Origin of the sequence: Pseudomonas sp. StFLB209 (genome assembly GCF_000829415.1) — a bacterium.
In the GTDB taxonomy this organism is placed as follows: Bacteria; Pseudomonadota; Gammaproteobacteria; order Pseudomonadales; family Pseudomonadaceae; genus Aquipseudomonas.
Genome location: NZ_AP014637.1, coordinates 4617604 through 4643947, shown reverse-complemented (window position 1 = coordinate 4643947; position 26344 = coordinate 4617604). Strand labels below are relative to the sequence as shown.

Annotated in this window: 19 protein-coding genes; 14 read left to right on the top strand and 5 right to left on the bottom strand. The window is 62.0% G+C overall.

Annotation, left to right across the window (positions count from 1 at the left end):
- Positions 1–35: 35 nt before the first annotated feature.
- The 6 genes from PSCI_RS20975 to PSCI_RS20950 are packed head-to-tail and all read left to right on the top strand — an operon-like array spanning position 36 to position 10313.
- Entirely contained in the window at positions 36–2738 is a 2703-nt protein-coding gene (locus PSCI_RS20975; RefSeq protein ID WP_331711509.1) for a nitrate/nitrite transporter, read from the top strand.
- Between the two features lie 31 nt (positions 2739–2769).
- Positions 2770–6534, top strand: coding sequence for a nitrate reductase subunit alpha (locus PSCI_RS20970; protein WP_045490682.1), 3765 nt, complete (start codon positions 2770–2772; stop codon positions 6532–6534).
- Positions 6531–8087, top strand: coding sequence for a nitrate reductase subunit beta (gene narH, locus PSCI_RS20965; RefSeq protein WP_045490680.1), 1557 nt, complete (start codon positions 6531–6533; stop codon positions 8085–8087). The genes PSCI_RS20970 and narH overlap by 4 nt, the downstream gene beginning before the upstream one ends.
- Positions 8080–8835, top strand: a complete 756-nt coding sequence (gene narJ, locus PSCI_RS20960) for a nitrate reductase molybdenum cofactor assembly chaperone (protein ID WP_045490678.1) — start codon at positions 8080–8082, stop codon at positions 8833–8835. The genes narH and narJ overlap by 8 nt, the downstream gene beginning before the upstream one ends.
- A 2-nt stretch (positions 8836–8837) precedes the next feature.
- The gene (gene narI, locus PSCI_RS20955; RefSeq protein WP_045490676.1) at positions 8838–9521 is read left to right on the top strand and encodes a respiratory nitrate reductase subunit gamma; all 684 of its coding nucleotides are present in this window, start codon (positions 8838–8840) and stop codon (positions 9519–9521) included.
- Between the two features lie 12 nt (positions 9522–9533).
- Positions 9534–10313 (top strand): peptidylprolyl isomerase, encoded by a 780-nt coding sequence (locus tag PSCI_RS20950; RefSeq protein WP_045490673.1) that lies wholly within the window; start codon positions 9534–9536, stop codon positions 10311–10313.
- A gap of 230 nt (positions 10314–10543) precedes the next feature.
- On the opposite strand, the gene PSCI_RS20945 is transcribed toward PSCI_RS20950, so the two are convergent.
- Together PSCI_RS20945 and PSCI_RS20940 are read right to left on the bottom strand one after the other, a co-directional pair.
- On the bottom strand, positions 10544–11083 hold the full coding sequence (locus PSCI_RS20945) for an ATPase AAA (protein ID WP_045490671.1): 540 nt from the start codon (positions 11081–11083) through the stop codon (positions 10544–10546).
- A gap of 93 nt (positions 11084–11176) precedes the next feature.
- Positions 11177–12400: an RNA-guided endonuclease InsQ/TnpB family protein gene (locus PSCI_RS20940; protein ID WP_045490670.1), complete on the bottom strand. Its 1224-nt coding sequence runs from the start codon at positions 12398–12400 to the stop codon at positions 11177–11179.
- 850 nt (positions 12401–13250) lie between these two features.
- Between PSCI_RS20940 and PSCI_RS20935 the strand changes: the two genes are divergently transcribed.
- From PSCI_RS20935 to PSCI_RS20920, 4 genes are all read left to right on the top strand, one after another.
- Complete coding sequence (locus PSCI_RS20935; protein WP_045490668.1) at positions 13251–13766, top strand: sigma-70 family RNA polymerase sigma factor; 516 nt, start codon at positions 13251–13253, stop codon at positions 13764–13766.
- Positions 13763–14689, top strand: coding sequence for a FecR domain-containing protein (locus PSCI_RS20930; protein WP_045490666.1), 927 nt, complete (start codon positions 13763–13765; stop codon positions 14687–14689). The genes PSCI_RS20935 and PSCI_RS20930 overlap by 4 nt, the downstream gene beginning before the upstream one ends.
- A gap of 85 nt (positions 14690–14774) precedes the next feature.
- Positions 14775–17153 carry a TonB-dependent receptor domain-containing protein gene (locus PSCI_RS20925; protein WP_052483460.1) on the top strand — a complete coding sequence of 793 codons (2379 nt, stop codon included), beginning with the start codon at positions 14775–14777 and terminating at the stop codon, positions 17151–17153.
- Positions 17150–18136: a dienelactone hydrolase family protein gene (locus PSCI_RS20920; RefSeq protein WP_045490664.1), complete on the top strand. Its 987-nt coding sequence runs from the start codon at positions 17150–17152 to the stop codon at positions 18134–18136. The genes PSCI_RS20925 and PSCI_RS20920 overlap by 4 nt, the downstream gene beginning before the upstream one ends.
- On the opposite strand, the gene PSCI_RS20915 is transcribed toward PSCI_RS20920, so the two are convergent.
- The 3 genes from PSCI_RS20915 to acuR form a co-directional block, all read right to left on the bottom strand.
- The gene (locus tag PSCI_RS20915; protein ID WP_084710255.1) at positions 18121–18999 is read right to left on the bottom strand and encodes a site-specific integrase; all 879 of its coding nucleotides are present in this window, start codon (positions 18997–18999) and stop codon (positions 18121–18123) included. The two genes, PSCI_RS20920 and PSCI_RS20915, sit on opposite strands and share 16 nt — an antisense overlap.
- A gap of 334 nt (positions 19000–19333) precedes the next feature.
- Entirely contained in the window at positions 19334–20329 is a 996-nt protein-coding gene (acuI, locus tag PSCI_RS20910; RefSeq protein ID WP_045490660.1) for an acrylyl-CoA reductase (NADPH), read from the bottom strand.
- A 43-nt stretch (positions 20330–20372) separates the two neighbouring features.
- Positions 20373–21008, bottom strand: coding sequence for an acrylate utilization transcriptional regulator AcuR (gene acuR, locus PSCI_RS20905; RefSeq protein ID WP_045490658.1), 636 nt, complete (start codon positions 21006–21008; stop codon positions 20373–20375).
- A 249-nt stretch (positions 21009–21257) separates the two neighbouring features.
- On the opposite strand from acuR, the gene modA reads away from it, so the two are divergent.
- The 4 genes from modA to PSCI_RS20885 all read left to right on the top strand — a co-directional run bounded on the left by modA (position 21258) and on the right by PSCI_RS20885 (position 26211).
- Positions 21258–21959: a molybdate ABC transporter substrate-binding protein gene (gene modA / locus PSCI_RS20900; RefSeq protein WP_231906608.1), complete on the top strand. Its 702-nt coding sequence runs from the start codon at positions 21258–21260 to the stop codon at positions 21957–21959.
- Positions 21960–22640 (top strand): molybdate ABC transporter permease subunit, encoded by a 681-nt coding sequence (gene modB / locus PSCI_RS20895; protein WP_045490654.1) that lies wholly within the window; start codon positions 21960–21962, stop codon positions 22638–22640.
- Between the two features lie 3 nt (positions 22641–22643).
- On the top strand, positions 22644–23732 hold the full coding sequence (modC, locus tag PSCI_RS20890) for a molybdenum ABC transporter ATP-binding protein (RefSeq protein WP_045490652.1): 1089 nt from the start codon (positions 22644–22646) through the stop codon (positions 23730–23732).
- Positions 23733–24003: 271 nt separating this feature from the next.
- The gene (locus PSCI_RS20885) at positions 24004–26211 is read left to right on the top strand and encodes a TonB-dependent receptor (protein WP_045490650.1); all 2208 of its coding nucleotides are present in this window, start codon (positions 24004–24006) and stop codon (positions 26209–26211) included.
- Positions 26212–26344: the final 133 nt, after the last annotated feature.

The window sequence follows — 26344 nt, the reverse complement described above, 5'->3', positions numbered from 1 at the left end:
TAGCCACCGATAAGAGCACTGCCCTGGCTGATCCCATGCCGTTGCCTCGTGCATCGAACAAGGACCGTGCCGTGATGACCACTCCTCCAGTGCCCCGGGAGCAATACCGGGCGCTCGGCCTGTGCACCCTGGCTTTCACGCTGTGTTTTGCCGTGTGGACGCTGTTTTCCATTCTCGGTCTGCAGATCAGGAACGAATTTTCCCTGAGCGACACGCAGCTGGGCCTGTTGATGGCAACGCCGGTGCTCAGCGGCTCGCTGTCGCGCAGTTTTCTCGGGCTGCTGACTGACCGGTATGGCGGCCGCTGGGTATTTGGCATTGTGATGCTGCTCTCGGCTCTGTGCGTGGTCCTGCTGACCGTGGCCAGCAGCTTCGCGCTATTGCTGCTGGCTGCACTTGGCGTGGGCCTGGCCGGCGGTTCGTTCATTGTCGGCACCGCTTATGTGGCGCGCTGGTTCGAGCCGGCCCGGCAGGGCACAGCGCTGGGGGTGTTTGGTGCCGGTAATGTGGGCGCCGGGCTGACCAATCTGGTCGCGCCGTTGTTGTTGCTGAGTCTCGGCTGGCGCGACACCGCGCTGGTGTATGGCGCGGTGCTGGCAGCGATGGGCGTGCTGTTCATGCTCCTGGCGCGTAACGATCCGCAGCGCAGCGATACCCGGCAGCCTGCTGCATCGTTCACTGAACAGCTCGCGCCGCTGGCAGAACTGCGGGTCTGGCGCTTTTCGCTGTACTACTTTTTCGTGTTCGGCGCCTTTGTCGCTCTGGCGCTATGGCTGCCGCACTATCTGATGCAAGTCTACGACCTGAGCCTGACCCAGGCCGGTCTGGTGGCGGCGCTGTTCAGCGTGCCGGCGGCGCTGTTTCGCATTCTTGGCGGCTGGCTGGCCGACCGCCAGGGTTCGCGCCGGGTGATGTACTGGTCGCTGGGGTTGTCGGTGCTGTGCAGCTTGCTGCTCAGTTACCCGCCAACGCGCTACATCGTCAGCGGTGTGCACGGCCAGATCGAATTCTCCATGCACATGGGCCTGGCCGGTTTCATTGTGCTGATCATGGTGCTGGGCTTTTTCATGTCGCTGGGCATGGCAGCGGTGTTCAAGCACATTCCGACCTATTACCCGCAGCATGTCGGGGTGGTTGGCGGGCTGGTGGGCATGATCGGCGGGCTGGGCGGTTTCTGCCTGCCGCTGACCTTCGGCATGCTCAACGATGTGATCGGCATCTGGCAGAGCTGCTTCATGCTGCTGTTGGTCATCGCCGCCGGGGCGCTGGCCTGGATGCACTACTCGATCCGCCTGGCCGAGCGGCTGGAGTGGGCGCAAGACACGCAGCAGCATGACCTGCCGGAACTGGCGACCCCCGACAGCAGCCGCGCCGACCGCCACGTTCTGCAAGACTGGCATCCAGAAGACCCAAGCTTCTGGGCCGCCAGCGGCAAGCGTATCGCCACTCGCAACCTGTGGATCTCGATTGCCTGTCTGGTGCTGGCCTTCGCCATCTGGATGGTCTGGTCGGTGGTGGTTGCCAAGCTGCCGCTGGCCGGTTTCAACTACAGCGCCAACCAACTGTTCTGGCTGGCCGCCCTGCCCGCATTGTCTGGCGCCACCTTGCGGATTTTCTACAGCTTCATGGTGCCGGTGTTCGGCGGGCGGCGCTGGACGGCGCTGTCTACCGCGTCCTTGCTGGTGCCAGCGCTGTGGATCGGCTTTGCCGTGCAGAACCCGCAGACGCCTTACCTGGTGATGCTGATCCTGGCGCTGCTGTGCGGCCTGGGCGGCGGTAACTTTTCGTCGAGCATGGCCAATATCTCGTTCTTCTTTCCCAGGCAGGCCAAGGGCAGCGCCATGGGCCTGAATGCCGGGCTGGGCAACCTGGGCGTGAGCCTGATGCAGCTTGCCGTGCCGCTGGCGATAACTGCCGGGGTGCTCGGCAGCCTGGGCGGTGCGCCGCAGATCAGCGCGCAAGGCACCCCGCTGTGGCTGCAGAACGCCGGGTTCATCTGGGTGCCATTGATCATCGTGGCGTCGCTGGCGGCCTGGTTCGGCATGCACGACATTGCCAGTGCCAAGGCGTCGTTCAAAGACCAGATGGCGATTTTCAAGCGCCCGCACACCTGGTTGATGAGCGTGCTGTACACCGGCACCTTCGGCAGCTTCATCGGTTTCTCGGCAGGCTTTCCATTGCTGGCCGGGCGGCTGTTTCCGGAAGTCGAGGTGCTGCGCTTTGCGTTTCTCGGGCCGTTGATCGGCGCGGTCAGCCGGGCCTTTGCCGGTGGCCTGGCTGACCGCTTTGGCGGCGGGCGGATCACCTTGTGGGTGTTCGTCGCGATGGCCGGCTGCGTCATCGGCGTGCTGCATTTCATCGCTATCAAAGATCAGCCCGGCGCGTTCTGGGGCTTTCTGGCGATGTTCCTGTTGCTGTTTTTCTTCTCCGGGGTCGGCAACGCCAGCACCACGCAAATGATCCCGGCGATTTTTCGCCAGCAAACCCCAGGCTTTTTTCCGCACCTGCCGGCTGCCCAACAGACCCGGCAGGGTGAGCAAGAGTCTGCTGCCGCGGTGGGTTTTATCGCGGCCGTGGCCGCCTACGGTGGATTTTTCATTCCCAAGTCGTTCGGCAGTTCGTTCGACCTCAGCGGCGGCCCTGAGTGGGCACTTTACGGGTTCATCGCGTTTTACCTGCTGTGCATCGCGCTGACCTGGTTCAACTACACCCGCCGCAACGCCCGGGTGCGCTGCTGATTTACAGCGTGCCATGTCAAGGAGGAGCACCATGAGCCTGTTCATCGACCGCTTGCGCTATCTGGTCAAGCGCCCACCCCAATTCGCTGACGGCCACGGCGAAACCCGTGATGAAAGCCGCGAGTGGGAAGACAGCTACCGCCAGCGCTGGCAGTTCGACAAGATCGCCCGCTCCACCCACGGAGTGAACTGCACCGGCTCGTGCAGCTGGAAAATCTACGTGAAAAACGGCCTGGTCACCTGGGAAACCCAGCAAACCGACTACCCGCGCACCCGCCCTGACCTGCCGGACCACGAGCCGCGTGGCTGCCCGCGCGGCGCCAGCTATTCGTGGTACCTGTACAGCGCCAACCGGCTCAAGTACCCGATGGTGCGCAAGGTGCTGCTGCAACTGTGGCGCGATGCAGTGGCCGAACATAAAGACCCGGTCCGCGCCTGGTCGAGCATCGTCGAGAACCCCAACAAGGCCCGCCAGTACAAGTCGATCCGTGGCCGGGGCGGTTTTGTGCGTGCCGACTGGGACGAGCTGCAAACCCTGGTCGCCGCCGCCAACGTGCACACCATCGCCCAGTACGGACCGGACCGTATCGCCGGGTTCTCACCGATCCCGGCGATGTCGATGGTCTCCTATGCCGCCGGCACCCGTTACCTGTCGCTGCTCGGCGGCGTATGCCTGTCGTTTTACGATTGGTACTGCGACCTGCCGCCGGCCTCGCCGCAAACCTGGGGCGAGCAGACCGACGTGCCGGAGTCAGCCGACTGGTACAACTCCGGCTACATCATCGCCTGGGGTTCCAACGTGCCGCAGACCCGCACCCCGGATGCGCACTTTTTTACCGAGGTGCGCTACAAGGGCACCAAAACCGTGGCCATCACCCCGGACTACGCCGAGGTCGCCAAGCTGTGCGATGAGTGGATGAGCGCCAAACAGGGCACCGATGCGGCGCTGGCCATCGCCATGGGTCATGTGATCTTCAAGGAGTTTCACCTCGACAACCCCAGCGCCTACTTCACCGATTACATCCGTCGCTATACCGACATGCCGATCCTGGTCGAGCTGGAGCAGCGCGAAGACGGCAAGCTGGTACCGGGCCGGCAACTGCGCGCCAGCGACTTTGCCGACAATCTGCAACAGGCCGATAACCCGGACTGGAAGACCCTGGCCTGGGATCAAGCCAGCGAACGGTTGGTGGTGCCACGTGGCTCGATCGGCTTTCGCTGGGGCGGCAGCGGCCAGTGGAATCTGGAGCCGGTGGACGCCGATGGCCAGCCGGTGACCCTGTGCCTGTCACTGCTCGATCGCCATGACGAAGTGGCGCGGGTCGCCTTCCCCTATTTCGGTGGCATCGCCCACGAGCACTTCCCCAGCTCGCCGCTGCGCGAGGTGATCTATCACCATGTGCCGGCCAAGCGCCTGCGCCTGGCCGATGGCCGCGACGTGCTGGCGGTCACGGTGTTCGACCTGACCGCCGCCAACTACGGCATTGATCGGGGCTTGCAGGCCAGTGTCGGCGGCAGTGGCGACGATGACGGCGCCACCGGTTACGAGCAAGCCCGGCCTTACACCCCGGCCTGGCAGCAGGCGATTACCGGCGTGCCCGCCGAACAGGTGATCCGTATTGCCCGCGAGTTCGCCAGCAACGCCGACAAGACCCGTGGCCGCTCGATGATCATCGTCGGTGCCGGGATCAACCACTGGTACCACATGGACATGACCTATCGCGGGCTGATCAACATGTTGATCCTCTGCGGTTGCATCGGCCAGAGCGGCGGCGGCTGGGCGCACTACGTCGGCCAGGAGAAGCTGCGCCCGCAGACCGGCTGGACGCCGTTGGCCTTCGCCCTGGACTGGCAACGCCCGCCCCGGCAGATGAACAGCACCTCGTTTTTCTACAACCACTCCAGCCAGTGGCGCTACGAAAAACTGCAGGTCAAGGAGCTGCTGTCGCCGCTGGCGCGGCCCGAAGAATTTACTGGCAGCCTGGTGGACTGCAACGTGCGCGCCGAGCGCATGGGCTGGCTGCCCAGCGCGCCGCAGCTGGACCGCAACCCGTTGCACCTGGCAGGCGCTGCGCACTCGGCCGGGCAAAGCACCGCCGACTACTGCGTGGAGCAACTGACCAAGGGCACCCTGCGCTTTGCCAGCGAAGACCCGGACAACCCGAAAAACCACCCGCGCAACCTGTTCGTGTGGCGCTCCAACCTGCTCGGCTCATCCGGCAAGGGCCATGAGTACATGCTCAAGTACCTGCTCGGCACCAGGCACGGTTTGCTCGGCAAGGATCTTGGCCAGGACGGCAGCCAGAAACCTGAAGAGGTGGTGTGGCAAGAGCAGGCCATCGAAGGCAAGCTCGACCTGCTGGTGACCCTGGATTTCCGCATGTCCACCACCTGCCTGTATTCGGACGTGGTGCTGCCCACCGCCACCTGGTACGAAAAGGACGACCTCAATACCTCGGACATGCACCCGTTCATTCATCCGCTGACCGCTGCCACCGACCCGGCCTGGGAAGCGCGCAGCGACTGGCAGATCTACGACGGCATCGCCAAGGCGTTTTCTCAAGTGTGCGTTGGCCATCTGGGCGAAGAAACCGACCTGGTGACCCTGCCCCTGCAACACGACAGCCCATCGGAACTGGCCCAGGCTCAGGTGCTGGACTGGAAAAAAGGTGAATGCCCGCCGATTCCTGGCAAGACCATGCCTTCGCTGATCGAGGTCAAGCGCAACTACCCGCAGACCTGGGAACGCTTCAGTTCGGTCGGCCCGTTGCTGGACGAAATCGGCAACGGCGGCAAAGGCATTGCCTGGCAGACCGCCGAGGAGGTGGAGCTGCTTGGCAAACTCAACCACCGCAAGCCCGATGGCCCGACCGAGGGCCGTCCGCAACTGGCCTCGGCGGTGGATGCCGCCGAGATGATCCTGACCCTGGCGCCGGAAACCAACGGCCAGGTGGCGGTCAAGGCCTGGGCGGCGCTGTCGAAAGTCACCGGCCGCGACCACACCCATCTGGCGCGAGCCAAGCACGACGAGAAGATCCGCTTTCACGACCTTGTGGCGCAGCCGCGCAAGATCATTTCCAGCCCGACCTGGTCGGGGCTGGAAGACGAGCACGTCAGCTACACGGCCAACTACACCAACATCCACGAGCTGATTCCGTGGCGCACCCTCACTGGCCGCCAGCAGTTTTATCAGGATCACCCGTGGATGCGCGCCTTCGGTGAAAGCCTGATGGTCTATCGCCCGCCGATCAACACCAAAGCAGCGGCCAGCGTTACAGCACCGAATGATAACGGCAACCCGCAAATCGCTCTGAACTGGCTGACCCCGCACCAAAAGTGGGGCATCCACTCGACCTACAGCGACAACCTGCTGATGCAGACCCTGTCGCGCGGCGGGCCGATTGTCTGGCTGTGTGAAAGCGATGCCCAGGCCATTGGTGTGGCCGATAACGACTGGATCGAGCTGTACAACGCCAACGGCGCCATTGCCGCCCGGGCGGTGGTCAGCCAGCGGGTGCGGGTCGGCACGGCCATGATGTACCACGCCCAGGAACGGATTCTGAACATCCCCGGCTCGGAGATGACCGGCACCCGCGGCGGCATCCACAACTCGGTGACCCGCGCCTGCCCCAAGCCGACCCACATGATTGGCGGCTACGCCCAGTTGTCTTACGGCTTCAATTACTACGGCACCGTGGGTTCGAACCGCGACGAGTTCGTCATCGTGCGCAAGATGCGCGACATCGACTGGCTCGATGGGGAACACAATGATTACCGCCAGGAGGCCGTGAAATGAAAATTCGCTCCCAGGTCGGCATGGTCCTGAACCTCGATAAATGCATCGGCTGCCACACCTGCTCGGTGACCTGCAAAAACGTCTGGACCAGCCGCGAAGGCGTCGAGTACGCCTGGTTCAACAACGTCGAGACCAAACCCGGCATCGGTTACCCCAAGGAATGGGAGAACCAGCAGAAATGGAACGGCGGCTGGGTGCGCAACGCCGACGGTACGATCAACCCGCGCATTGGCGGCAAGTGGCGGGTACTGGCCAATATCTTCGCCAACCCGGACCTGCCGCAAATCGACGACTACTACGAGCCGTTCACCTTCGACTACCAGCACCTGCACAGCGCCGCCCAGAGCGACCACCAGCCGGTGGCGCGACCGCGCTCGCTGATCACCGGCCAGCGTATCGACAAGATCGAATGGGGGCCGAACTGGGAAGAACTGCTCGGCACCGAGTTCGCCAAACGGCGCAAGGACGCCAACTTCGAGCGCATCCAGGCCGACATCTACGGGCAGTTCGAAAACACCTTCATGATGTACCTGCCGCGCCTGTGCGAACACTGCCTGAACCCGACCTGTGTGGCCTCGTGCCCAAGCGGGGCGATCTACAAACGTGAAGAAGACGGCATCGTACTGATCGACCAGGACAAGTGCCGGGGCTGGCGCATGTGCATCAGCGGCTGCCCGTACAAGAAGATCTACTACAACTGGAAGAGCGGCAAATCCGAGAAGTGCATCTTTTGCTACCCGCGTATCGAAAGCGGCCAGCCCACCGTGTGCTCGGAAACCTGCGTCGGCCGCATTCGTTACCTCGGCGTGCTGTTGTATGACGCCGAGCGCATCGAGCAGGTGGCATCCTCGCCGGATGATCGCGACCTGTACCACCGCCAGTGCGAAATCTTCCTTGACCCCCATGATCCTGAAGTCATCGCCCAGGCGCGCCGCGACGGTATTGCCGACAGCGTGATTGCCGCCGCCCAGGCCTCGCCGGTCTACAAGCTGGCCATCGACTGGCAACTGGCGCTGCCGCTGCACCCTGAGTACCGCACCCTGCCAATGGTCTGGTACGTGCCGCCACTGTCACCGATCCAGTCCGCCGCCGACGCCGGGCACGTGGAGTTCGACGGCGTGCTGCCAAAGATCGAATCGCTGCGCATCCCGGTGCAATACCTGGCCAACCTGCTCACCGCCGGTGATGAAGCCCCGGTGATACTGGCCCTCAAGCGCCTGATGGCGATGCGTGTGTATATGCGCGGCAAGCACGTCGACACCCGCCTTGACGACGCGGTACTGGAACAGGTCGGCCTGACCCGCCGCCAGGTCGAAGAGATGTATCGCTACCTGGCCATCGCCAACTACGAAGACCGCTTTGTGATCCCCAGCGGCCATCGCGAGCAGATTCCCGATGCCTATGCCGAGCGCGGCGGTTGCGGGTTCAGCTCCGGCAACGGCTGCCACGGAGGCAACAACCCGGTCAGCCTGTTTGGCGGACATAAACACACCAGCACCCTGGTCAAGCCGGTGCAGAGCTTCGACCCGGTGGAGGACAGCCGTCATGGATGAACATCAATCATCAGCACAGGGCCTGCTGAGCCTGCGGGTACTGGCCCGGCTGCTCGACTACCCGTGCGCACAACTGCAGGCCGCCAGCAGCGAGCTGATCGCCATTCTCGACGCCGAACAACGCCTGCCATTGGCATTGCGCGGGCAACTGACCGACTGGTGCCAAAGCCTGGCGAGCAGCGACCTGCTCGACTTGCAGGAAGCCTACGTCGATCTGTTCGACCGCGGCCGCGCCACCTCGCTGCTGCTGTTCGAGCATGTGCATGGCGAGTCCCGCGACCGGGGCCAGGCGATGGTCAACCTGCTGGCCGAGTACCAGGCCGCCGGCTGGCAGCTTGATGCCCGTGAACTGCCCGACCACCTGCCGTTGTTCCTGGAATACCTGTCGACCCGCGACCACGGGCAGATCGGCCAGTGGCTGGGCGACATCCAGCACATCCTCGCCCTGCTCACCGCCCGCCTGGAGGATCGCGCTACCCGCTACGCACTCATCCCCCGCGCCCTGCTGGCGCTGATCGGCGCCACCGACACCATCGAGGCGCATAGACCCGCCGTGCGCGCCGAACAACCGGACAACACGCCGCAAGCGCTGGACGCGGTGTGGGAAGAAGAAGCGGTACGCTTCAAGGCCAAGACCGATGAGGACTGCAGCCTGCAATCGGCCGAAGGCCGGCGCCTGGCCGAACGCAAACACGCGGCGATCCCTCAAGTGATCCAGATCCAGCCTGCATCAGTGACAGGAGATTGATCATGTTCGACAACTACTTGATGCACCTGCTTTACAGTATCTACCCCTACATTGCCGGTGTGGTGTTCCTGCTTGGCAGCCTGCTGCGCTACGACTACGCACAAGCCACCTGGAAGGCCGGCTCCAGCCAGATGCTGTCCAGCCGCAACATGCGTCTGGCCAGCAACCTGTTTCATGTCGGCGTGCTGGCGATCCTGTTCGGCCACCTGTTCGGCCTGCTGACCCCGCACTGGGTTTACGCGCCGTTTCTGTCCGCCCCGCACAAGCAACTGCTGGCCATGCTGTTCGGCGGCGTGGCCGGAGTGATGTGCCTGATCGGCGGCAGCATGCTGCTCTGGCGACGGCTGTTCAACCCGCGGGTACGTGCTTCGTCCAGCCCCATGGACCTGGCGATCATCGCCCTCTTGGTGCTGCAGGTCAGCCTCGGGCTGATCAGCATCGCTTTCTCGATCGATCACCTGGACGGCAACATGATGCTGGCGCTGGCCAACTGGGCGCAGGCCATCGTGTTCTTTCAGGGCGATGCCGCCAGCCATCTGGCCGGTGTGCCGCTGATCTTCAAGCTGCACATCTTGCTGGGCCTGACCATCGTGCTGATCTTTCCCTTCACCCGCCTGGTGCACGTGTGGAGCGCACCGCTGGGTTACTTGGGGCGCAATTACCAGATCGTGCGGCGGCGCGGCTAAGGAGAATTGAGCATGCAAACCATCGAGCTGGAAAACCTGCCCGCCAATCCGTTGCCGGTGATCATGGTCGGCGACACGCCACTGACCGAAGCAGACATCGCCCAGGAAACCCCCTTCCACCCCGCCAGCTCATTGGCCGACGCCCAGCAGCAGGCCGCCCGCGCTCTGGTGGTGCGCGAACTGCTGGCCCAGCGCGCCGCGCAACTGGGCCTGGCCGGCAACGACGATCAGGCCATCGCCCAGTTGCTGGAACACGAACTGCAAGTGCCGCAGCCAGACCAGGACGCCTGCCGCCGCTACTACCAGACCCACACCCAACGCTTCGCCCTGCCCGCTCGCCTGCAACTGCGCCACATCCTGCTGCCCGCCGCCCCCGACGACGCCCAGGCTCGCGATGCTCAATACCGGCTGGGCGAAACCCTGCTGAGCGAACTGGCCGAACAACCGCAACGCTTTACCGAACTGGCCCAGCGGCATTCCGCCTGCCCGTCGAAAGATCAGGGCGGTGAGCTGGGCTGGCTGCGCGATGGCCAGACGGTTGCCGAACTGGATCAGGCTGTGCGGCGCTTGCCGGTGGGCTTGCATGACCGGCCGCTGGCTTCGCGGTATGGCTGGCACCTGGTATGGATTGACGGGCGGCAAGACAGCCAGCCAATGCCCTTTGAGCAAGTGGTTGATCGAGTGCAGCACAGCTTGCATGAAGAAGCGACGCGCAATGCACTGCGTGAATATCTGCTGGCGCTGGAGGCGGAGTTTGGGGTCAAGGGGTTTAGTTTGGCGCGCGAGGGTTGAGGGGGTTGCAGATGTCGGTGTGAACACAAGCAGGATTCTGCCGGGTGCCAGGCATTGGCTCTTGAAGCTGTTGACCCCGTTGCGCGAAAGGGCCAGTAAAACCGGCACATCTGCTGTGGATGTACCGCAGCATTCGTCGGCTGAGCCGACTCCCACGTAGGTCTGTACGGTTCTGCGTTGGTCGTTGCAGTCTGGTCAGCCGTTTGCGTATCGAAGCGGCCAACGCTTGATCAATCTCGCGCAGCTTGAGCAGATAGATATCCAATGCGCGTCAGAAAAGCCCTGGTATCCCGGTTAGAGCGCAGGTGAACGACGCGGCATGTTGAGGGTGCAGTCGCCACGAGTTGCTGCATCTTCATCCGCGCTGTTTTTTTCGTACGCCACATGAACCCGAAAAACTCTGGCAGCTTCGCCAACAGGTCAGGGCAGTTCTCCGGTAAGTCGGGGCGAGACCGGCCGCGCTGGAGCAGGGTTCTTAACAGCACACGCCAGGATCGAAGCGTCGCCGAGCGATCAATCCATATCAAGAGATCAGCGCGGGCTATCCGATTTTCCCAAGTGGCTGAATGGCCTCCTTCGAATATCCAGCGCTCACCGGCCTCGACCTCATGACAAAGCTGGGTCTTCTGGTCCGGGCTTCGTTCAACCCACCCTGGCTGCCAGTGGATAGTGTCTATATGAACGACAGGCAAGCCTGTGAGCAGGCCGAGCTTACGCGCCAACGTGCTTTTGCCCGATCCAGGCTGGCCAATAATCATTACCCGCTGCATCGAAGCTCCTTCTCGCTTTGCACGCCGTTTTTTTGGGTTGGCGATTTTACTTGACATCCTCCCCGGCCTGAAGGCCGGAGATTCCTACGGCGCTCAGGCGCGGCATCGAGCCGCCCCCGAGTCGCTTCGGTGGGTTCCTGCTGCTGGCGCCATGACCTCTGCGCTCACTTCACAGGCTAACCGGGCGTGTCCCGCCCTTAGTACATTGATCGCCCCGACCACATCGGCGTTGCCTTCAAAACCACATCCCACGCACCTGAACAGCGCTTGCGTCTGGCGGTTGGCCGCCGACACATGGTCGCAACAGGGGCACGTGCGACTGGTATTTTGCGGCGGCACGGTAATCAGCCAGCCGCCGCGCCACGCCAGCTTGTAGTCCAGTTGGCGGCGGAACTCGAACCAGCCCTGATCGAGGATGGCCCTGTTCAGGCCAGACTTGGCCCGAACGTTTCTTCCCGGCGCCTCTGCCGTGCCTGCCGCCGACCTGGACATATTGCGTACCTGCAAGTCCTCGATACACACCATCGCGTGGTTTTGGCTGATCGTGGTGGAGCACTTGTGTAGGTAGTCGCGGCGGGCATTGCCGATGCGCGAGTGAATGCGCTGGACGCGGGCTTTCGCCTTCTTCCAGTTGCGGCTGAATCTGACCTTGCGGCTCATCGCCTGCTGCGCTTTGCACAGCGCGGTTTCATGGCGTTTGAAGCTGTTCAGGGGTGCGTAGAACGAGCCATCCGAAAGCGTGGCGAACCGGGCAATGCCCATGTCGATGCCGACTGCCGCACCCTGCGCCGTGGGCTGCTCATCGGTCTCGCGTTCGGTCTGGATGCTCACGAACCACTTGCCACACGACTGACTCACGGTGATGTTCTTCACAGTACCCAGCGTCTTGCGGCTGTTGCGGTAACGCAGCCAGCCCAGCTTTGGCAAGAACAGGCGGCTGTTGGGCTGGTCGAGCTTGATCTGTTTCGGGTCGGGATAGCGGAAACTGTCGCGCTGCCCCTTCTTCTTGAACCGGGGAAAGTCGGCTCGCTTGGCGAAGAAGTTGGTGTAGGCCCGCTCCAGATCCTTGAGGCTCTGTTGCAACGGGTGAACAGGCGCATCGGCCAGCCATGCGGTTTGCGGGCTATTGCGCCACTCGGTCAGCAACTTGCACAGGCCCGCATAGCCGAGCTTCTTCTCGCCTTGCTCGTGGCGCTCCTTCTGCAACGCCAGCGCCTTGTTGAAGACGAAGCGGCAGGAGCCCGCAAAGCGGCGCATTTGCCGCTCCTGCCGGCCGTCTGGCATGAGTTCGTGCTTGAAGGCTTGAAGTCGTTGCATGCTGCTCTTGAGCCATGAGCAATGAAGGCGACATTAGGCGCGGACGGCACGGTGTTTTCAAGGTGCATGCCCACTGGGTCTTTGTAACGAAATACCGCTGTAGAAGGGCATCTGTGTCGCCGTATTACTTCACATCATGCTGCAGCGGTGCGTACACCGAACAGCAGCAGACACCCCACGGCAACCAGGGACGGCTACGCCGTCCGCGCTATCCTTCCCCGCCCTGAACGGCGGGGCTTGTCGCGCCCCGATGGTCAACGCCCGGCACGGTCAACCAGCGGCCGGCCAAGCGCTAGTTGCGCCTGTATTCCTGACATAGCGGACACATTTTCTTTAATGATTCTGCTAACCGGCTGTTTGCCAGACGTGCTCAAGGTACGTGAAGAAGACTGTTGCAGAGCCTTCGCCATGCTTTACACAGCGCTGAAAGTCGCGCCCGCAGCGGCTTGCGGCGCCAAACAATGCGTAACGATAGTCACTATTGATAATAGCGATGATGCTTTCGCGCGTGAGGATGCTACCGTGCGCCCCGATGATTTACGGCCCGTCGCCAGCTCCGGCGGCGGGCGCGTGCTCCATTCATCATCCTTTGGTTAGATCTGTTCGGCCACCTCACCTTGAGTGCGGTGGTCTTTTTTTGCCTACAGATTTTCACGCACCTGGTTCAGGGTTATATTCCTTTCAGTTCAAATGCATAAATTTTATATTCTTTAGGATTTTTCATGCATCAGGATAGGCTAGCCCTCCAACGGCCGGCCAGTGGACATCCAACTTTCGCGGCCAGGTATCTTTCCAGGAGCTTCCGCCACTGACTTGAGCCAGCGCGGTATCCATTGCGTGCCGATCTGTCATGTCTACCCTCCCATCCTCTGGCCACAGCGCCTGGACCCGCTTGCTGTTCGAACGTGAATTCGCCTGGCTGCGCAACCATCTGCAACGCCGCACCCAGAACCGCCATGATGCCGAAGACTTCGCTGCCGAGACCTTCCTGCGGGTGCTGCGCCTGGATAACGGTGAGCGCATCCGCGAGCCACGTGCACTGCTGACCACCATTGCCCGAAGGGTGATGTATGAAAGCTGGCGCCGTGCCGATCTTGAGCGTGCCTATCGAGAGAGTCTGGCCAGCCTGCCGCAAGAACTCCAGCCCTCGCCGCAAGACCAGTATCTGGCCAGCGAGGCGCTACAGATGCTTGATCGGTTATTGGACGGCTTGCCTGGCAAGGTCAAGGCTGCGTTTATCCATTATCATTTCGGCGGCCTGACCTATCGGCAAATCGCCCAAGAGTTGGGGGTCAGCGGGCCGCGTATTCATCAATACATGGAGCGGGCCTATCGCTGCTGCCTGCAAGTGTTGCTGGCCCCATGAGCGCGAACGATACGCTCCAACAGGCAGCCCGTTGGCTGGCCCTGATCAGCTCCGGAGAAGCCACGCCGGGTCAGCGTCAGGACTATGAACAATGGGCCCGCGAACATCCCCGCGAAGCGGCAGCCATCGGTCAGCTCACTGGCCAACTGCAAGGTTTGCAGGCGCCGGGTTTGGGGCAACTGTCGAGCCGCCAATTGGCGGCGGTGGTCGATGCAGCGGACAGCCGCCGGAGATTCCTGCGCGCTGCCGGCAGCGGTCTGAGCCTGGCATTGCTAGGGGTGCTGGCCGGCCCGCAGGTGTTGCGTGCACTGCAGCCCGGCGAACACTGGCGTACGGGTACTGCTGAACGCGGGCACTGGCGTCTGGCCGACGGCAGTCAGTTGACCCTGGATGCCTGCAGCTCAGTGCGTAGCCCCGCTGTGCGCTGCCTTGAGCTGGAGCAGGGACAAATCAGCCTGAGCATCGCAGCGGGGGAACTCTTCAAGCTCGATACAGCCCACGGCACGCTGCTCGCCCACCAAGCCCGGCTGGTAATGCGGCGTGAGCCTGAGGCCAGCCGCGTTTCATTGCTCGAAGGTTCGGCCAACTTGCTCGTTCGCGGCCAACAGCACAGCCTCAGTGCCGGGCAGCGAGCCCACTTTGATGCCAACGGGTTGCAGAGTATTGATACCGGCAGCAGTGCCGACGAGGCCTGGACCCGAGGCTTGCTGCGGGTCGAGAATCAGCCGCTGGAACAGGTGATCGGCGCTTTGCAGGATTACCGCCTCGGCGTTATCCAATTGGACCCGCGCCTGGCACCCCGCCGGGTCAGCGGGATCTATCCGCTGGACGATACCGACCGCAGCCTGGCCCTGCTGAGCGACAGTCTGGGTCTGCGCTTGCAGTTCTTCAGCCGCTATTGGGTGCGAATCAGTCCGACATAAGCTTATGCCGAACCGGTCTGAACGACCCCTTAACAAAACGCCATGCCGTTGCACATCAGAGCATCACTCATAAAGGAATGCTCGAATGCCGTTTCCCCGTACGCTCCTCAGCCTTGCCTTGGGCCTTTGCGCCCCTCTGACGGTACTGGCTGCCGACCATGAGTTCCAGATCAACCCAGGACCGCTGGCCAGCACCTTGCTGAGCATTTCCGAGCAGAGTGGCGAGGCGATTTCGTTCGACCCGCAACTGGTCGCACCTTTACAGGCTCCGGCAGTACGCGGTCGCCTGAGCAACGAGCAGGCTATCGATGCCGCTCTGCAAGGCAGCGGGCTGGTGGCACGGCCTGGCACCCACGGAATTCTGGTTGAACCGGCGCCCGCCGCCAATACACCGTTGAGCACCAGCGACCTGCCACCCGCTGCGGCGCTGGCGGTCGTAACCGTGACCTCTGAGCACCGCAGCGAAGACTTGCAACGCACCCCGTTGGCCATCTCGGCCTTCGACAGCCAGCGCCTGGAGCAGACCCAGGTCAAGAGCGTGCGCGACCTCGCAGGCCAGGTACCGAACCTGGGCCTGGGGCGCAACTCCATCGGCCATAGCACCCAGACCTATTCGATTCGCGGCATCGGCGAGTCAGACCCGATCCAGGAGGCCGCCGTGGCGGTATACGCCGACGATCTTTACATCCCGCGGGCCATCGGTTCGATGGTCGACTTCAACGACGTCGAGCGCGTCGAGGTGCTGCGTGGCCCGCAAGGCACGCTGTATGGCCGCAACAGTAGCGCCGGCGCCATCCGTATTCTGACCAGCGACCCAAGCCAGGAAACCCGGGCCCGCTATGAGCTGGAGCTGGGCAACTACAGCGCCCGCAATGCCCGCCTGCTGGTTTCCGGGCCGCTGGTCGACGACACCTTGTACGCCAGCTTCTCGGCCATGGACCTGCAACGTGACGGCACGGTGCGCAACAAGACTCTGGGCCGTGATGGCAACGACATCGACAGTCAGGCTTACCGTGGCAAGCTGCGCTGGGCACCGACTGATTCGCGCTGGGACGTGCAACTGACCTTGAGCGGCGCCTTCGACCATGGCGAGAGCAGCAGTTACACCCCGTTTGACGCCAACGGTCGTTACGACAAGTTCACTACGCAGTTGAGCTGGGTACCGCATAACCGTCTGGACCAAGGCAGTTCGGTACTGCGCGCGATCTACCAGATCGACGACCATCTGAGCTTCAAGTCGGTCAGTGCCTGGTCGGCCTTCAACCAGCGGGTCAATTCGGAAAACTCAGGGGCTGCAGCGTTCATTCAGCGTTCGTATATCCTCTACAAGCAGAACTACGCCACCCAGGAACTTCAGCTCAACGGCGATTACGACCGTTTCAATTTCAGTACCGGGCTGTTCTTCTTTCATGAGCGTTTCATGGCCGAGCGCGACAGCCTGACCCGCAACATTGCCCAGAACCGCATCGTCGGCAACGGCCTGTACAGCACAACCCGTACCGACAGCGCGGCGATCTACAGCCAGGGCAACTACAAGCTGACCGACAAGCTGAGCCTGACCGCCGGCCTGCGTTTCACCCATGAGCGCAAGGGTTTCACCTTCGCCAACTACGACATCACCACTGACCGCCAGCCCAACGGCCTGCGCTTTAGCGCCGATGAAAACCAGACCTGGAACTCCTGGACTCCGAAGCTAGGCCTGGAATATGTCTGGACCGACAAGCTGATGCAATACGCATCGGTGTCCCAAGGCTTCAAGGCCGGCGGCTACGATAACCGCGCAACCGCAGCGGCCTCAGCACAAACCGCGTTCGATCCGGAAACCGTCACCACCTGGGAAACCGGGATCAAGGGCGAGTTTTTCAATGGCCGACTGCGCAGCAATCTGGCGCTGTTCTACAACGACTACAAAGACCTGCAAGCCAGCGCGTATGCGCCGTCGATCGGCAATTTCTATGCGCGGATCAATGCCGGTGGCGCGCATACCTACGGGGCGGAGCTGGAAAACCAGTGGGCTGCCACCGATGCCCTGCAACTGACCTTGAATCTTGGTTATTTGGAAGCCTTTTACGAGCGTTTTGCCAATGCGGGTGGGCCCGGTGTGGATGCCGACGACAACCGCATGCCCTACTCACCGCGCTGGACCGCTTCCACGGCTGCCAGCTACCGGTTGCCGGTGAACCTGCCGGGCGAGCTGAGCTTCAACACCGACCTGCAATACCAAGCGCGCTCGACCACCAATGCACTTAACCAGCCGATCTACGAGCTGCCCGAGCAGTTCTTCTGGAACGCCAACCTGCGTTACATCACCGCTGACGGCCACTGGAGCGCTGGTCTGGGGGTGAAGAACATCCTTGATCGTGCCTATCCGCAAACCGTCATTTATTCAGCCTCCAGCGGCGCCCGGGCCTACGGCCTGAACGATCCGCGCACCGTGCTGTTGTCACTGAGCTATGAACTATGAAGGCGTTGATTTCAGGCGTCTTGCTCGCGCTCGCGGCTTCGCTGGCGGTGGCCGACGATTCGTTGGCTGACCTGCCGGCACGGGTAGAACTGTTGAGCATCGACAGCCTGACCCTGAGCGACCGCCAGTTTCTCACTGGCCAAAACGACGGTCAGCCCGTGCGGCTGGGTGCTGAGCTGCGCCTGCCTCAGGGCGTCGACAAGGCGCCGGTGGTGATCCTGCTGCACGGCTCAAGCGGTCTGGGTGCGGGCACCGAATACTGGGCGCGACGGCTCAACCACCAGGGTCTGGCGACGCTGACTCTGGACAGCTTCAGCGGCCGTGGGCTGGTCAATGTATCGAAGGATCAGGCCAGCCTGGGCCGCCTGAACATGGTGCTGGACAGTTATCGCGCGCTACAGGCCCTGCAACAGCACCCGCGCGTTGATGGTCAGAAGGTCGCGCTGTTGGGGTTTTCCCGGGGCGGTCAGGCAACCCTGTACGCCAGCCTGTTACGCTTCCAGACGTTGTGGGGTGGCGAGAACGGTTTCAAAGGCTTCTTTGCCTTCTATCCCGATTGTGCAACCCGTTACCAGCAGGATAACCGCCTGCAAGCCGCACCAGTTCGGGTGTTCCATGGTCTTGCCGATGATTACAACGGTATAGAGCGCTGTGCCGAATACGTCACCCGCCTGCAACAGACGGGTCAGGATGTGAAGCTGTATCCCTACGCCGATGGCCAACACGGTTTCGATTACCCTTTGCCGCTCACCACGCGGGTCTCTCAGGGAGCACAAAGCGCCCGGCTGTGCCGAATCGAAGAACAACGGGCCGGCGAGTTGGTTAACCGCGACACCGGGCAGCCGTTCAGTTTTGCCGATTCTTGTGTGCGCACTGCGCCCCATGTGGGCGCCAACCAGGCATCGGGGGGTTTGGCACGCACCGATGCGCTAAGGGAGATCTGCCAGGTGCTCGGCTGCCGGGAGGCTCAGAGTTCCAGATGATCCACCACCCGCCGCCGCTCGTTATCGCTGCGCATGTCGTAGCTGGCGGTGGTCGCGATGTGGGTGTGGTGGGCGAGTTTCTGGGCGATGGACAGGTCGAACTCTTCGATGACCCGGGTGATGAACGAGCGCCGGAAGTCGTGGGGCATGATGTTCACGCCCACCTGCCGACCGCGCTGGCGGGCGATGAAGTAAATGGCGTGCTTGGTGATGCGCTCGCGGGTGATGTGGCTGCCACGGCGGATGCGGTTGAACAGAAAGGCGTCGTCTGCCTGGCCGGCCGGCAGTTGCTCGCGGCGCAGTGCCAGCCAGCCTTGCAGCGCCTCGAAGGCCCAGGCCGGGGCGTACTTGATCAGTTGCTTGTTGCCTTTGCCTTGCACGCGCAGGCAACGCTGCTCGAAGTCCACCTGGTTGAGGTCGATGTTCACCGACTCTGACTTGCGCATCCCGGAACCGTACAAAATGGCGATAATCGCCGCATCGCGCCGACCTTGCGGGCGCGGGTCGGCGGCGCAGACGTCCATCAACTCGCGAATCAGATTACGGCGGATGTTGCTGCCGCGGCTCAGGCGGCTGCCGGCCATGGGTTTGACCGAGCGGATTTTCAGCAACTGATCATGGCTGATCAAGTCCTGGCGCCAGGCTTCGTTCATCACCCCGCGAATGGCATTGACGTATAGCGAGGTGGTATTGGGCGCGTAGTCATCGTCACGCAGGGTCGCTACCAGGGCGGTGATGTGCCCTGGCTGCAAGGTGTGCCAGGGCACTTCGAAGATGTCGGCGTCGGTCAGCCCCAGCCGGTCAGCAGCGTCCTGCAGCACGTAGCGCATGGTTTGCCGGCTCGACGGAGCCAGGCGTGCCATGTACAGACGCAGCGGATTGCTGATGTCAGGCAGCGCAAGGGAGGTAGCAGGCTGGTCGGTCACGGCTGAAGTCTTCTTTTATTTCACAATGGTTTTCTGGTGGATGTCGCTCACCTGCAAGGTCACGGAAGCTGCTTTGCCTGCATTCGTTGGCAAGCCAACGCTCGTCAAACAAGACCACAACCTTTTGATTTGCAAGGAGTACACCGTAGGAGCGGCTTCAGCCGCGAAGGCTTCCCGGCTGAAGCCGGTCCTACGGGGTTCCGTGTTTGCTGCGCGACAGCGCGGCGCCGAGGCGGCGGGCGATCGCCCACTGGAAAAGGGTTTAGCACTTTCAACGATTCACATCGACCACCACCCGACCACGCACTTCACCGGCGAGCAGCCGCGGCGCCAGGTCGATGACTTCGCTCAGGCCCACTTCATGACTGATCAGCGGCAGCAGCGTCGGGGCCAGGTCGCGGGCCAGCCGTGACCAGGCTTCGATCCTGTCTTGTTTGGGGCGATTGACGCTGTCGATACCGGCCAGGGTGACGCCGCGCAAGATGAACGGTGCGACGCTGCCGGGAAAATCCATGCCTTGGGCCAGACCACATGCCGCGACGATGCCGCGATAACGCGTCGCGGCGCAGGCGTTGACCAGGGTATGGCTGCCCAACGAGTCGACCACCGCCGACCAGCGCTCTTTGAGCAGCGGCCGCCCGGGCTGATTGAGTTCGTTGCGGTCGATGATCGCGGCGGCGCCCAGTTGCTGGAGATAGTCGCTTTCTTGCGGCCGCCCTGTGGAGGCCACCACCTGATAGCCCAGCCGGGCCAGCAGCGCCACCGCGAAACTGCCCACGCCACCGTTGGCGCCGGTGACCAGCACTTCACCATCGGCGGGTTTAACGCCGTGTTTCTCCAGGGCAATCACACTGAGCATCGCGGTATAGCCGGCGGTACCGATCGCCATCGCCTGAGCGCAGGTGAAGGCCTCAGGCAATGCAATCAGCCAGTCACCCTTGAGCCGCGCACGCTGAGCCAGACCGCCCCAATGGCTTTCACCGACGCCCCAGCCATTGAGCAGCACCTTGTCGCCCGGCTTGAAGTCCGGGCTGTCGCTGGCAATCACGCTACCGGCAAGGTCTACACCCGGCACCATCGGGAAACGCTTGATGATCGGACTGCTGCCGGTCAGGGCCAGGGCGTCTTTATAGTTCAGGGTGCTATGGGAGACCTGCAGCGTCACATCCCCCTCAGGCAACGCCTGCTCATGCAGCTCGCGGAGGCTGACGTGGTAGCCGGTGTCATCCTTGTCGATCAGGATGCCTTTGAATGATTCATCTGCCATGTCGCCTCCGAATTAGACCGAACGTTTTAAATACGTCGAAGGGTCACTGCGGCAAGCCGCGCAGGAACCCGGCAATGAAGGTGTTCAAGGGTGCGTCGCCTTTTACCAGCCGGGCGCGCAGTACCGCACCTTCCCAGCCGATCCAGAAAAACGCCGCCAGCTCGTCGCAATTGGCACTGCGCGGCAACTCACCGGCCGTTTGTGCACTGCGCAGGCACGTCGCAAGGCGAGCCTGCCAATCCAGTTGAATCTGTTCCAGCAGCGGCCGGAAGCTCTCGGGCAGCACGCTGATTTCCTGACCGAGGTTACCGACCATGCAGCCTCGCCGGTAATCGTGACGCGCCATGCCGGCCTTGGCGGCCTGGACAAAACTGACCAGCCGCTCCAAGGGTGACAAGGCATCGTTGAGCAAGTGCTGATCGAGCAGGTGGGCGAAATAGTCGGCGTAGTGTTCAAGCACCACGAGGACAAACGCTTCCTTGCTGGGGAAGTAGTTATAGAAAGAGCCCTTGGGAATGGCGACCTGCTTGAGCAGAAAGTCCAGCCCCGTGGCGGTAAAGCCCTGCTCGGTGAGCACCTCAAGACCGCGACGGATCAAGACCTCGCGGGTTTCGAGGTTATCGCGATCGAGCTTGGGCGGACGCCCCGGACGCCGGGGCTTGATGATGGGTTCGTTCATGAGAATAGATATTAGACTGAGCGTTTTAAAAGTCAATCAGGTTGTTTCGAGAGCATTTGCTGAGCTGTCACTTTGAAATCAGCACTTCCCTGCCTATGAGTTATCGCTATATATTTCTGCTTATAGCGAAAACCCTGAACTGATTCGAGCCACACCCACACTACTTTTTGCCGGAGCTGTTTGATGAGTGCATTTGCGTTGCGCGTCGCGTTCAAGTCCCTTGCTGTGGCCGCTGTAGTCTGGGGCGCGATGCCGGCCTACGCCGATGAAGTCCAGGTAGCGGTCGCCGCCAACTTCACCGCTCCGATCCAGGCGATCGCCAAGGATTTCGAAAAAGACACCGGGCACAAGCTGGTTGCGGCCTTCGGTTCCACCGGCCAGTTCTACACCCAAATCAAAAACGGCGCGCCGTTCGAGGTGTTCCTGGCCGCCGACGACAGCACCCCGGCAAAACTTGAGCGAGAAGGCGACATCGTCACAGGCTCGCGCTTCACCTATGCAATCGGCACCCTGGCACTGTGGTCGGCCAAGGAAGGTTACGTCGATGCCAAGGGCGATATTCTAAAGGCCAATAGCTGGCAACACCTGTCCATCGCCAACCCGAAAACGGCTCCTTATGGCCTGGCGGCCACCCAGGTCCTGGCCAAGCTGAACCTGAGCGAATCGACCAAAGCCAAACTGGTCGAAGGCCAGAACATCACCCAGGCTTATCAGTTCGTTTCCACCGGCAATGCCGAGATCGGTTTCGTCGCGCTGTCGCAGATCTACAAGGATGGCAAGCTGAGCAGCGGCTCGGCATGGATCGTACCGGCCAACCTGCATGAGCCGATCAAACAGGATGCGGTGATCCTCACCAAAGGCCGGGACAACGCCGCCGCCAAGGCACTGGTCGAGTACCTAAAAGGCCCGAAAGCCGCAGCGGTGATCAAATCATTCGGATATGAGCTGTAAATGCCGTTAGACAGCAGCGATCTGGGCGCGATCTGGCTGACCTTCAAGCTGGCCTCGCTGACCACCCTGATTCTTATGGTGGTCGGCACGCCCATCGCACTGTGGCTGACGCATACCCGCTCGTGGCTCAAGGGCCCGATCGGTGCTGTGGTGGCCCTGCCTCTGGTGCTGCCGCCCACGGTGATCGGCTTTTATCTGCTGTTGCTGATGGGCCCCCACGGCTATGTCGGGCAACTGACCCAGAGCCTGGGGCTTGGCACCCTGACCTTCAGTTTTGCCGGTCTGCTGGCCGGCTCGGTGGTGTATTCGCTGCCCTTTGTCGTGCAACCGCTACAGAATGCGTTTTCAGCCATGGGCAAACGCCCTCTGGAAGTGGCCGCGACGCTGCGCGCCGGGCCGTGGGACACGTTCTTTCACGTTATACTGCCACTGGCCAAACCCGGTTACCTGACGGGCGCAATTTTAGGATTCGCGCATACGGTCGGAGAGTTCGGGGTGGTATTAATGATCGGCGGTAATATTCCGGACAAGACCCGTGTCGTATCGGTACAGATTTTCGATCATGTCGAATCCATGGCTTATGAACAAGCCCACTGGCTGGCGGGTATCATGCTGGTGTTTTCTTTCCTGGTTCTGTTGGCGCTTTACTCCAGCGGCAAGAACAAAAGCGTCTGGAGTTGAGTGATGAGCGACGGCTTGCAGATTCGCCTGAAGCTGGCGTTTAGCGACTTCGCCCTGGATGTAGACCTCGACCTGCCTGGCCAGGGCGTTACCGCACTGTTCGGGCATTCAGGCTCAGGCAAGACCACCTGCCTGCGTTGCGTGGCCGGCCTGGAACAGGCCGCCAGCGCGTTCATCCAGGTCAATGGCGAGGTCTGGCACGACACGGCACGGCGCACTTTCGTGCCCACCTACAAACGCGCGCTGGGTTATGTGTTTCAGGAGGCCAGCCTGTTCGCTCATTTGAGCGTGCGCGGCAATCTGGAATTTGGCCAGAAACGCGTGGCGACCACGCAGCGCGTCGTGCAGATGGACCAGGCAGTCGAACTGATGGGCATCGGTCACTTGCTGGACAGGCAACCGGACAAACTGTCTGGCGGTGAACGGCAAAGGGTGGGGATTACCCGCGCCCTATTGACCAGCCCGCGCTTGTTACTGCTCGATGAGCCACTGGCGGCGCTCGATGGCAAGCGCAAGGCGGAGATCCTGCCGTATCTGGAGCGCCTGCACAGCGAACTGCGCATCCCGATGCTGTATGTCAGCCACTCTCAAGACGAAGTCGCGCGGCTGGCTGACCATCTGGTACTGATGAGCGAAGGCCAGGCCATCGCCAGCGGCCCGTTGCAGCAAACCCTGGCGCGTCTTGACTTGCCGATCGCCATGCAAGCGGATGCCGGGGTAGTGATTGAGGGCGTAACTGGCGGTTATGACCCTGAGTACCAGTTGCTGACCCTGAACCTGCCCGGCAGCAACCAGACGATGCGCATCGCCCATGCCCCGCAGGCGGTCGGCAGCCGCCTGCGGTTCAAGGTGCAGGCCCGCGACGTGAGCCTGACCCGGCAACCCGACGAACACAGCAGCATCCTCAACCGCTTGCCGGTGGTGGTGATCAAAGAGGTCGCGGCGGACCACCCGGCGCATGTCATGGTCCAGCTTGATGCCGGTGGCACCTTGCTGCTGGCGCGGATCACCCGCTACTCCCGCGACCTGCTGCAACTGCAGCCCGGTCAGCCGCTGTGGGCGCAGATCAAGAGCGTCGCCGTACTGGCCTGACGGCCTTTTCCTGCACATTTTGTCGTCAGGCTCTGGCCATCGCGGAGCCTGGGCCTGACTGCCTCCCTCCGCGGGATTGCCGAAACTGTCCGTTCTGCTTTGCCAGATCGGCGCCGGGAAAACCGCTCATTTGTAATGAAAAGCTTACACAGAAAACATTTCATTACAAACTATTGTAAATAATAATGATTATCAGCAATATTCGCGGCCGCAGAAATGCAAATAACTATCAAAAAAAACACGACTTGGATTCTCAAAGGTAGCGTTGTTCATGACTAGCAAGCTTACCCCTACCCGCTCAGCCAACCCGCTGATGCTCTCCGCCCTAGGCCTGGCTGTTGCTTCCTGCGCCGGACACGCGCTGGCCGAGCAACCCCGCGACAAGGCTGTCCAACTGGACAACATCAATGTCGATGCTGCCGGCGAAGGCGCTTACAAGACCGAACGTTCGGCGTCCAGCAAGATCACCACGCAACTGGTCGACACCCCACAGACCATCACCGTGGTTCCCGCCCAGGTGATCCAGGAGCAGCAAGCCCTCAGCCTGCGCCAGGTGCTGTCCAACGTGTCCGGCATCACCTTCAACGCCGGTGAAGGCGGCGGCGGTTCCGGCGACAGCATCAACATTCGCGGCTTCTCGGCCAACAGCAACATCCAGATCGACGGCCTGCGTGACAGCGCCCAGACCAGCCGTACCGACACGTTCAACATCGATCAGGTCGAGGTCATCAAAGGCCCGAACTCGGTGTTCGGCGGCGCCGGCACCACCGGCGGCAGCATCAACATCATCAGCAAGCAGCCAATGGATCGTGCCTTCACCCGTCTGGGCGGCAGTCTCGGCACCGACAGCTACTACCGCGCCACTGTCGACACCAACCAGCCGCTGGAAGGGGTGGGCACCGACAGCGCGTTTCGCCTGAACCTGATGGGCCACAAGAACGACGTGGCCGGCCGCGACGTGATCGAGCGTGAACGCTGGGGCATCGCGCCGTCGCTGCGCCTGGGCCTGAGCGACGACACGCGCCTGACCCTCAGCGCGTTCCACCAGACCGACGACAACACCCCGGACTACGGCGTGCCGGCGCTTGATGGCAAGAAGCTGGCCGGGGTCAGCCGTGAAGATTATTTCGGCTGGAGAAACCTCGATAAAGAGAAGATCGAGCAGAACGCCTTCACCGCCAATTTCGAGCACGACTTCAACGACAATCTGCGCCTGCAGAACCTGACCCGGTTCAGTCACATCACCCGTGACACCACCGTCTCGGCGTCCCACGTCAACACTGCCGGGCTGCCTGCCGGTCGCTACCTGCCAGCCGGCCCGCAAGCCTATGGCCGCCACGCCAGCACCGAAATGTGGATCAACCAGACCAACCTGATCAGCAACTTCAACCTGCTGGGCATGCGCCACGACCTGGTGACCGGTGTCGAGATCTCTCGCGAGACGCTGGATCTGAAGACCTACAACTACGGCATTGGCAACTACCCGGCCGCCGGTTACTCGCTGAGCAACCCGCCGGGCTACTGGGCCGGCCCAACCGCCAAGGCCACTACGGCCTATACCGAAACCGAGCTGACCAACCACGCGCTGTATGCCTTCGACACCATCGCCCTGCACGAGCAGTGGGACCTGAACCTGGGTGTACGCTACGACCACTTTGAAGGCGAAGCCGACGGCTTCTCGCCCGCCAAGGTCCGCACCAGCCGCTTCAAATCGAGCGACGACAAAGTCAGCAGCCGTGCAGGCCTGGTCTACAAACCCGTCGAAAACGGTCGCATTTACCTGGCCTGGGGCAACTCTTTCAACCCGTCGGCTGAAAGCCTGGCCTCCAGCGGCGGCGGTCTGAGCGCCACCACCGAGAATCTGGACCCGGAAAAGAACGAAACCTGGGAACTGGGCACCAAGTGGGAACTGCTCGACAAGCGCCTGCAACTCGATGCCGCCATTTTCCGCGTCGAGAAGAGCAACGCCCGGGAAACCATGGCTGATGGCTCGACGCAACTGGCTGGCGAGCAGCGTGTAGACGGTATCGAGTTCGGCGTGACTGGCCACATCAGCAAAGAGTGGGATGTGTTCGCCAACTACACCATCCTCAGCAGCGAAACCCTCAAGGCCGCCGACACCGCTGCCGGTATTGCCCGTGAAGGCCAGGCGCTGGGCAACACCCCGCCGCGCTCGCTCAACCTGTGGACCACCTACAAACTGCCAGCAGGCTTCACTGTCGGCTACGGTGCCCGCTATGTCAGCGAGCGTAACGTCAGCTCCAGCACTACAGCCAAGCTGGATGATTACTGGGTGCACAACGCAATGCTGGCCTATCAGGTCAACAAGAACTTCGACCTGCAACTCAACGTCAACAACCTGTTCGACGAAGACTATGTAGAGCGTGTGCGTCAGCAGAACGGTACTGCTGCGCGTTCGTCAGCCATCGAATACGGTGATTCGCGCGCGGCCATTCTGTCGGCCAACTACTCGTTCTAAATGATTGCCGCAGCCTCGATAATTCGGGGCTGCGGCTGTCTTTACTGAATGCCGGAGCCGTTCCTGACGACGATTCATCGGTTAGGCACTTGAAGCCCATTGACAGGCCTCGCCTTGGCCTCGGGCTGTGTTG

Coding starts and splice junctions, on each gene's coding strand:
- PSCI_RS20975 (WP_331711509.1), top strand. CDS start 36: ATGCCGTTGCCTCGTGCATCGAACAAGGACCGTGCCGTGATGACCACT.
- PSCI_RS20970 (WP_045490682.1), top strand. CDS start 2,770: ATGAGCCTGTTCATCGACCGCTTGCGCTATCTGGTCAAGCGCCCACCC.
- narH (WP_045490680.1), top strand. CDS start 6,531: ATGAAAATTCGCTCCCAGGTCGGCATGGTCCTGAACCTCGATAAATGC.
- narJ (WP_045490678.1), top strand. CDS start 8,080: ATGGATGAACATCAATCATCAGCACAGGGCCTGCTGAGCCTGCGGGTA.
- narI (WP_045490676.1), top strand. CDS start 8,838: ATGTTCGACAACTACTTGATGCACCTGCTTTACAGTATCTACCCCTAC.
- PSCI_RS20950 (WP_045490673.1), top strand. CDS start 9,534: ATGCAAACCATCGAGCTGGAAAACCTGCCCGCCAATCCGTTGCCGGTG.
- PSCI_RS20945 (WP_045490671.1), bottom strand. CDS start 11,083: ATGCAGCGGGTAATGATTATTGGCCAGCCTGGATCGGGCAAAAGCACG.
- PSCI_RS20940 (WP_045490670.1), bottom strand. CDS start 12,400: ATGCAACGACTTCAAGCCTTCAAGCACGAACTCATGCCAGACGGCCGG.
- PSCI_RS20935 (WP_045490668.1), top strand. CDS start 13,251: ATGTCTACCCTCCCATCCTCTGGCCACAGCGCCTGGACCCGCTTGCTG.
- PSCI_RS20930 (WP_045490666.1), top strand. CDS start 13,763: ATGAGCGCGAACGATACGCTCCAACAGGCAGCCCGTTGGCTGGCCCTG.
- PSCI_RS20925 (WP_052483460.1), top strand. CDS start 14,775: ATGCCGTTTCCCCGTACGCTCCTCAGCCTTGCCTTGGGCCTTTGCGCC.
- PSCI_RS20920 (WP_045490664.1), top strand. CDS start 17,150: ATGAAGGCGTTGATTTCAGGCGTCTTGCTCGCGCTCGCGGCTTCGCTG.
- PSCI_RS20915 (WP_084710255.1), bottom strand. CDS start 18,999: ATGGCACGCCTGGCTCCGTCGAGCCGGCAAACCATGCGCTACGTGCTG.
- acuI (WP_045490660.1), bottom strand. CDS start 20,329: ATGGCAGATGAATCATTCAAAGGCATCCTGATCGACAAGGATGACACC.
- acuR (WP_045490658.1), bottom strand. CDS start 21,008: ATGAACGAACCCATCATCAAGCCCCGGCGTCCGGGGCGTCCGCCCAAG.
- modA (WP_231906608.1), top strand. CDS start 21,258: ATGCCGGCCTACGCCGATGAAGTCCAGGTAGCGGTCGCCGCCAACTTC.
- modB (WP_045490654.1), top strand. CDS start 21,960: ATGCCGTTAGACAGCAGCGATCTGGGCGCGATCTGGCTGACCTTCAAG.
- modC (WP_045490652.1), top strand. CDS start 22,644: ATGAGCGACGGCTTGCAGATTCGCCTGAAGCTGGCGTTTAGCGACTTC.
- PSCI_RS20885 (WP_045490650.1), top strand. CDS start 24,004: ATGACTAGCAAGCTTACCCCTACCCGCTCAGCCAACCCGCTGATGCTC.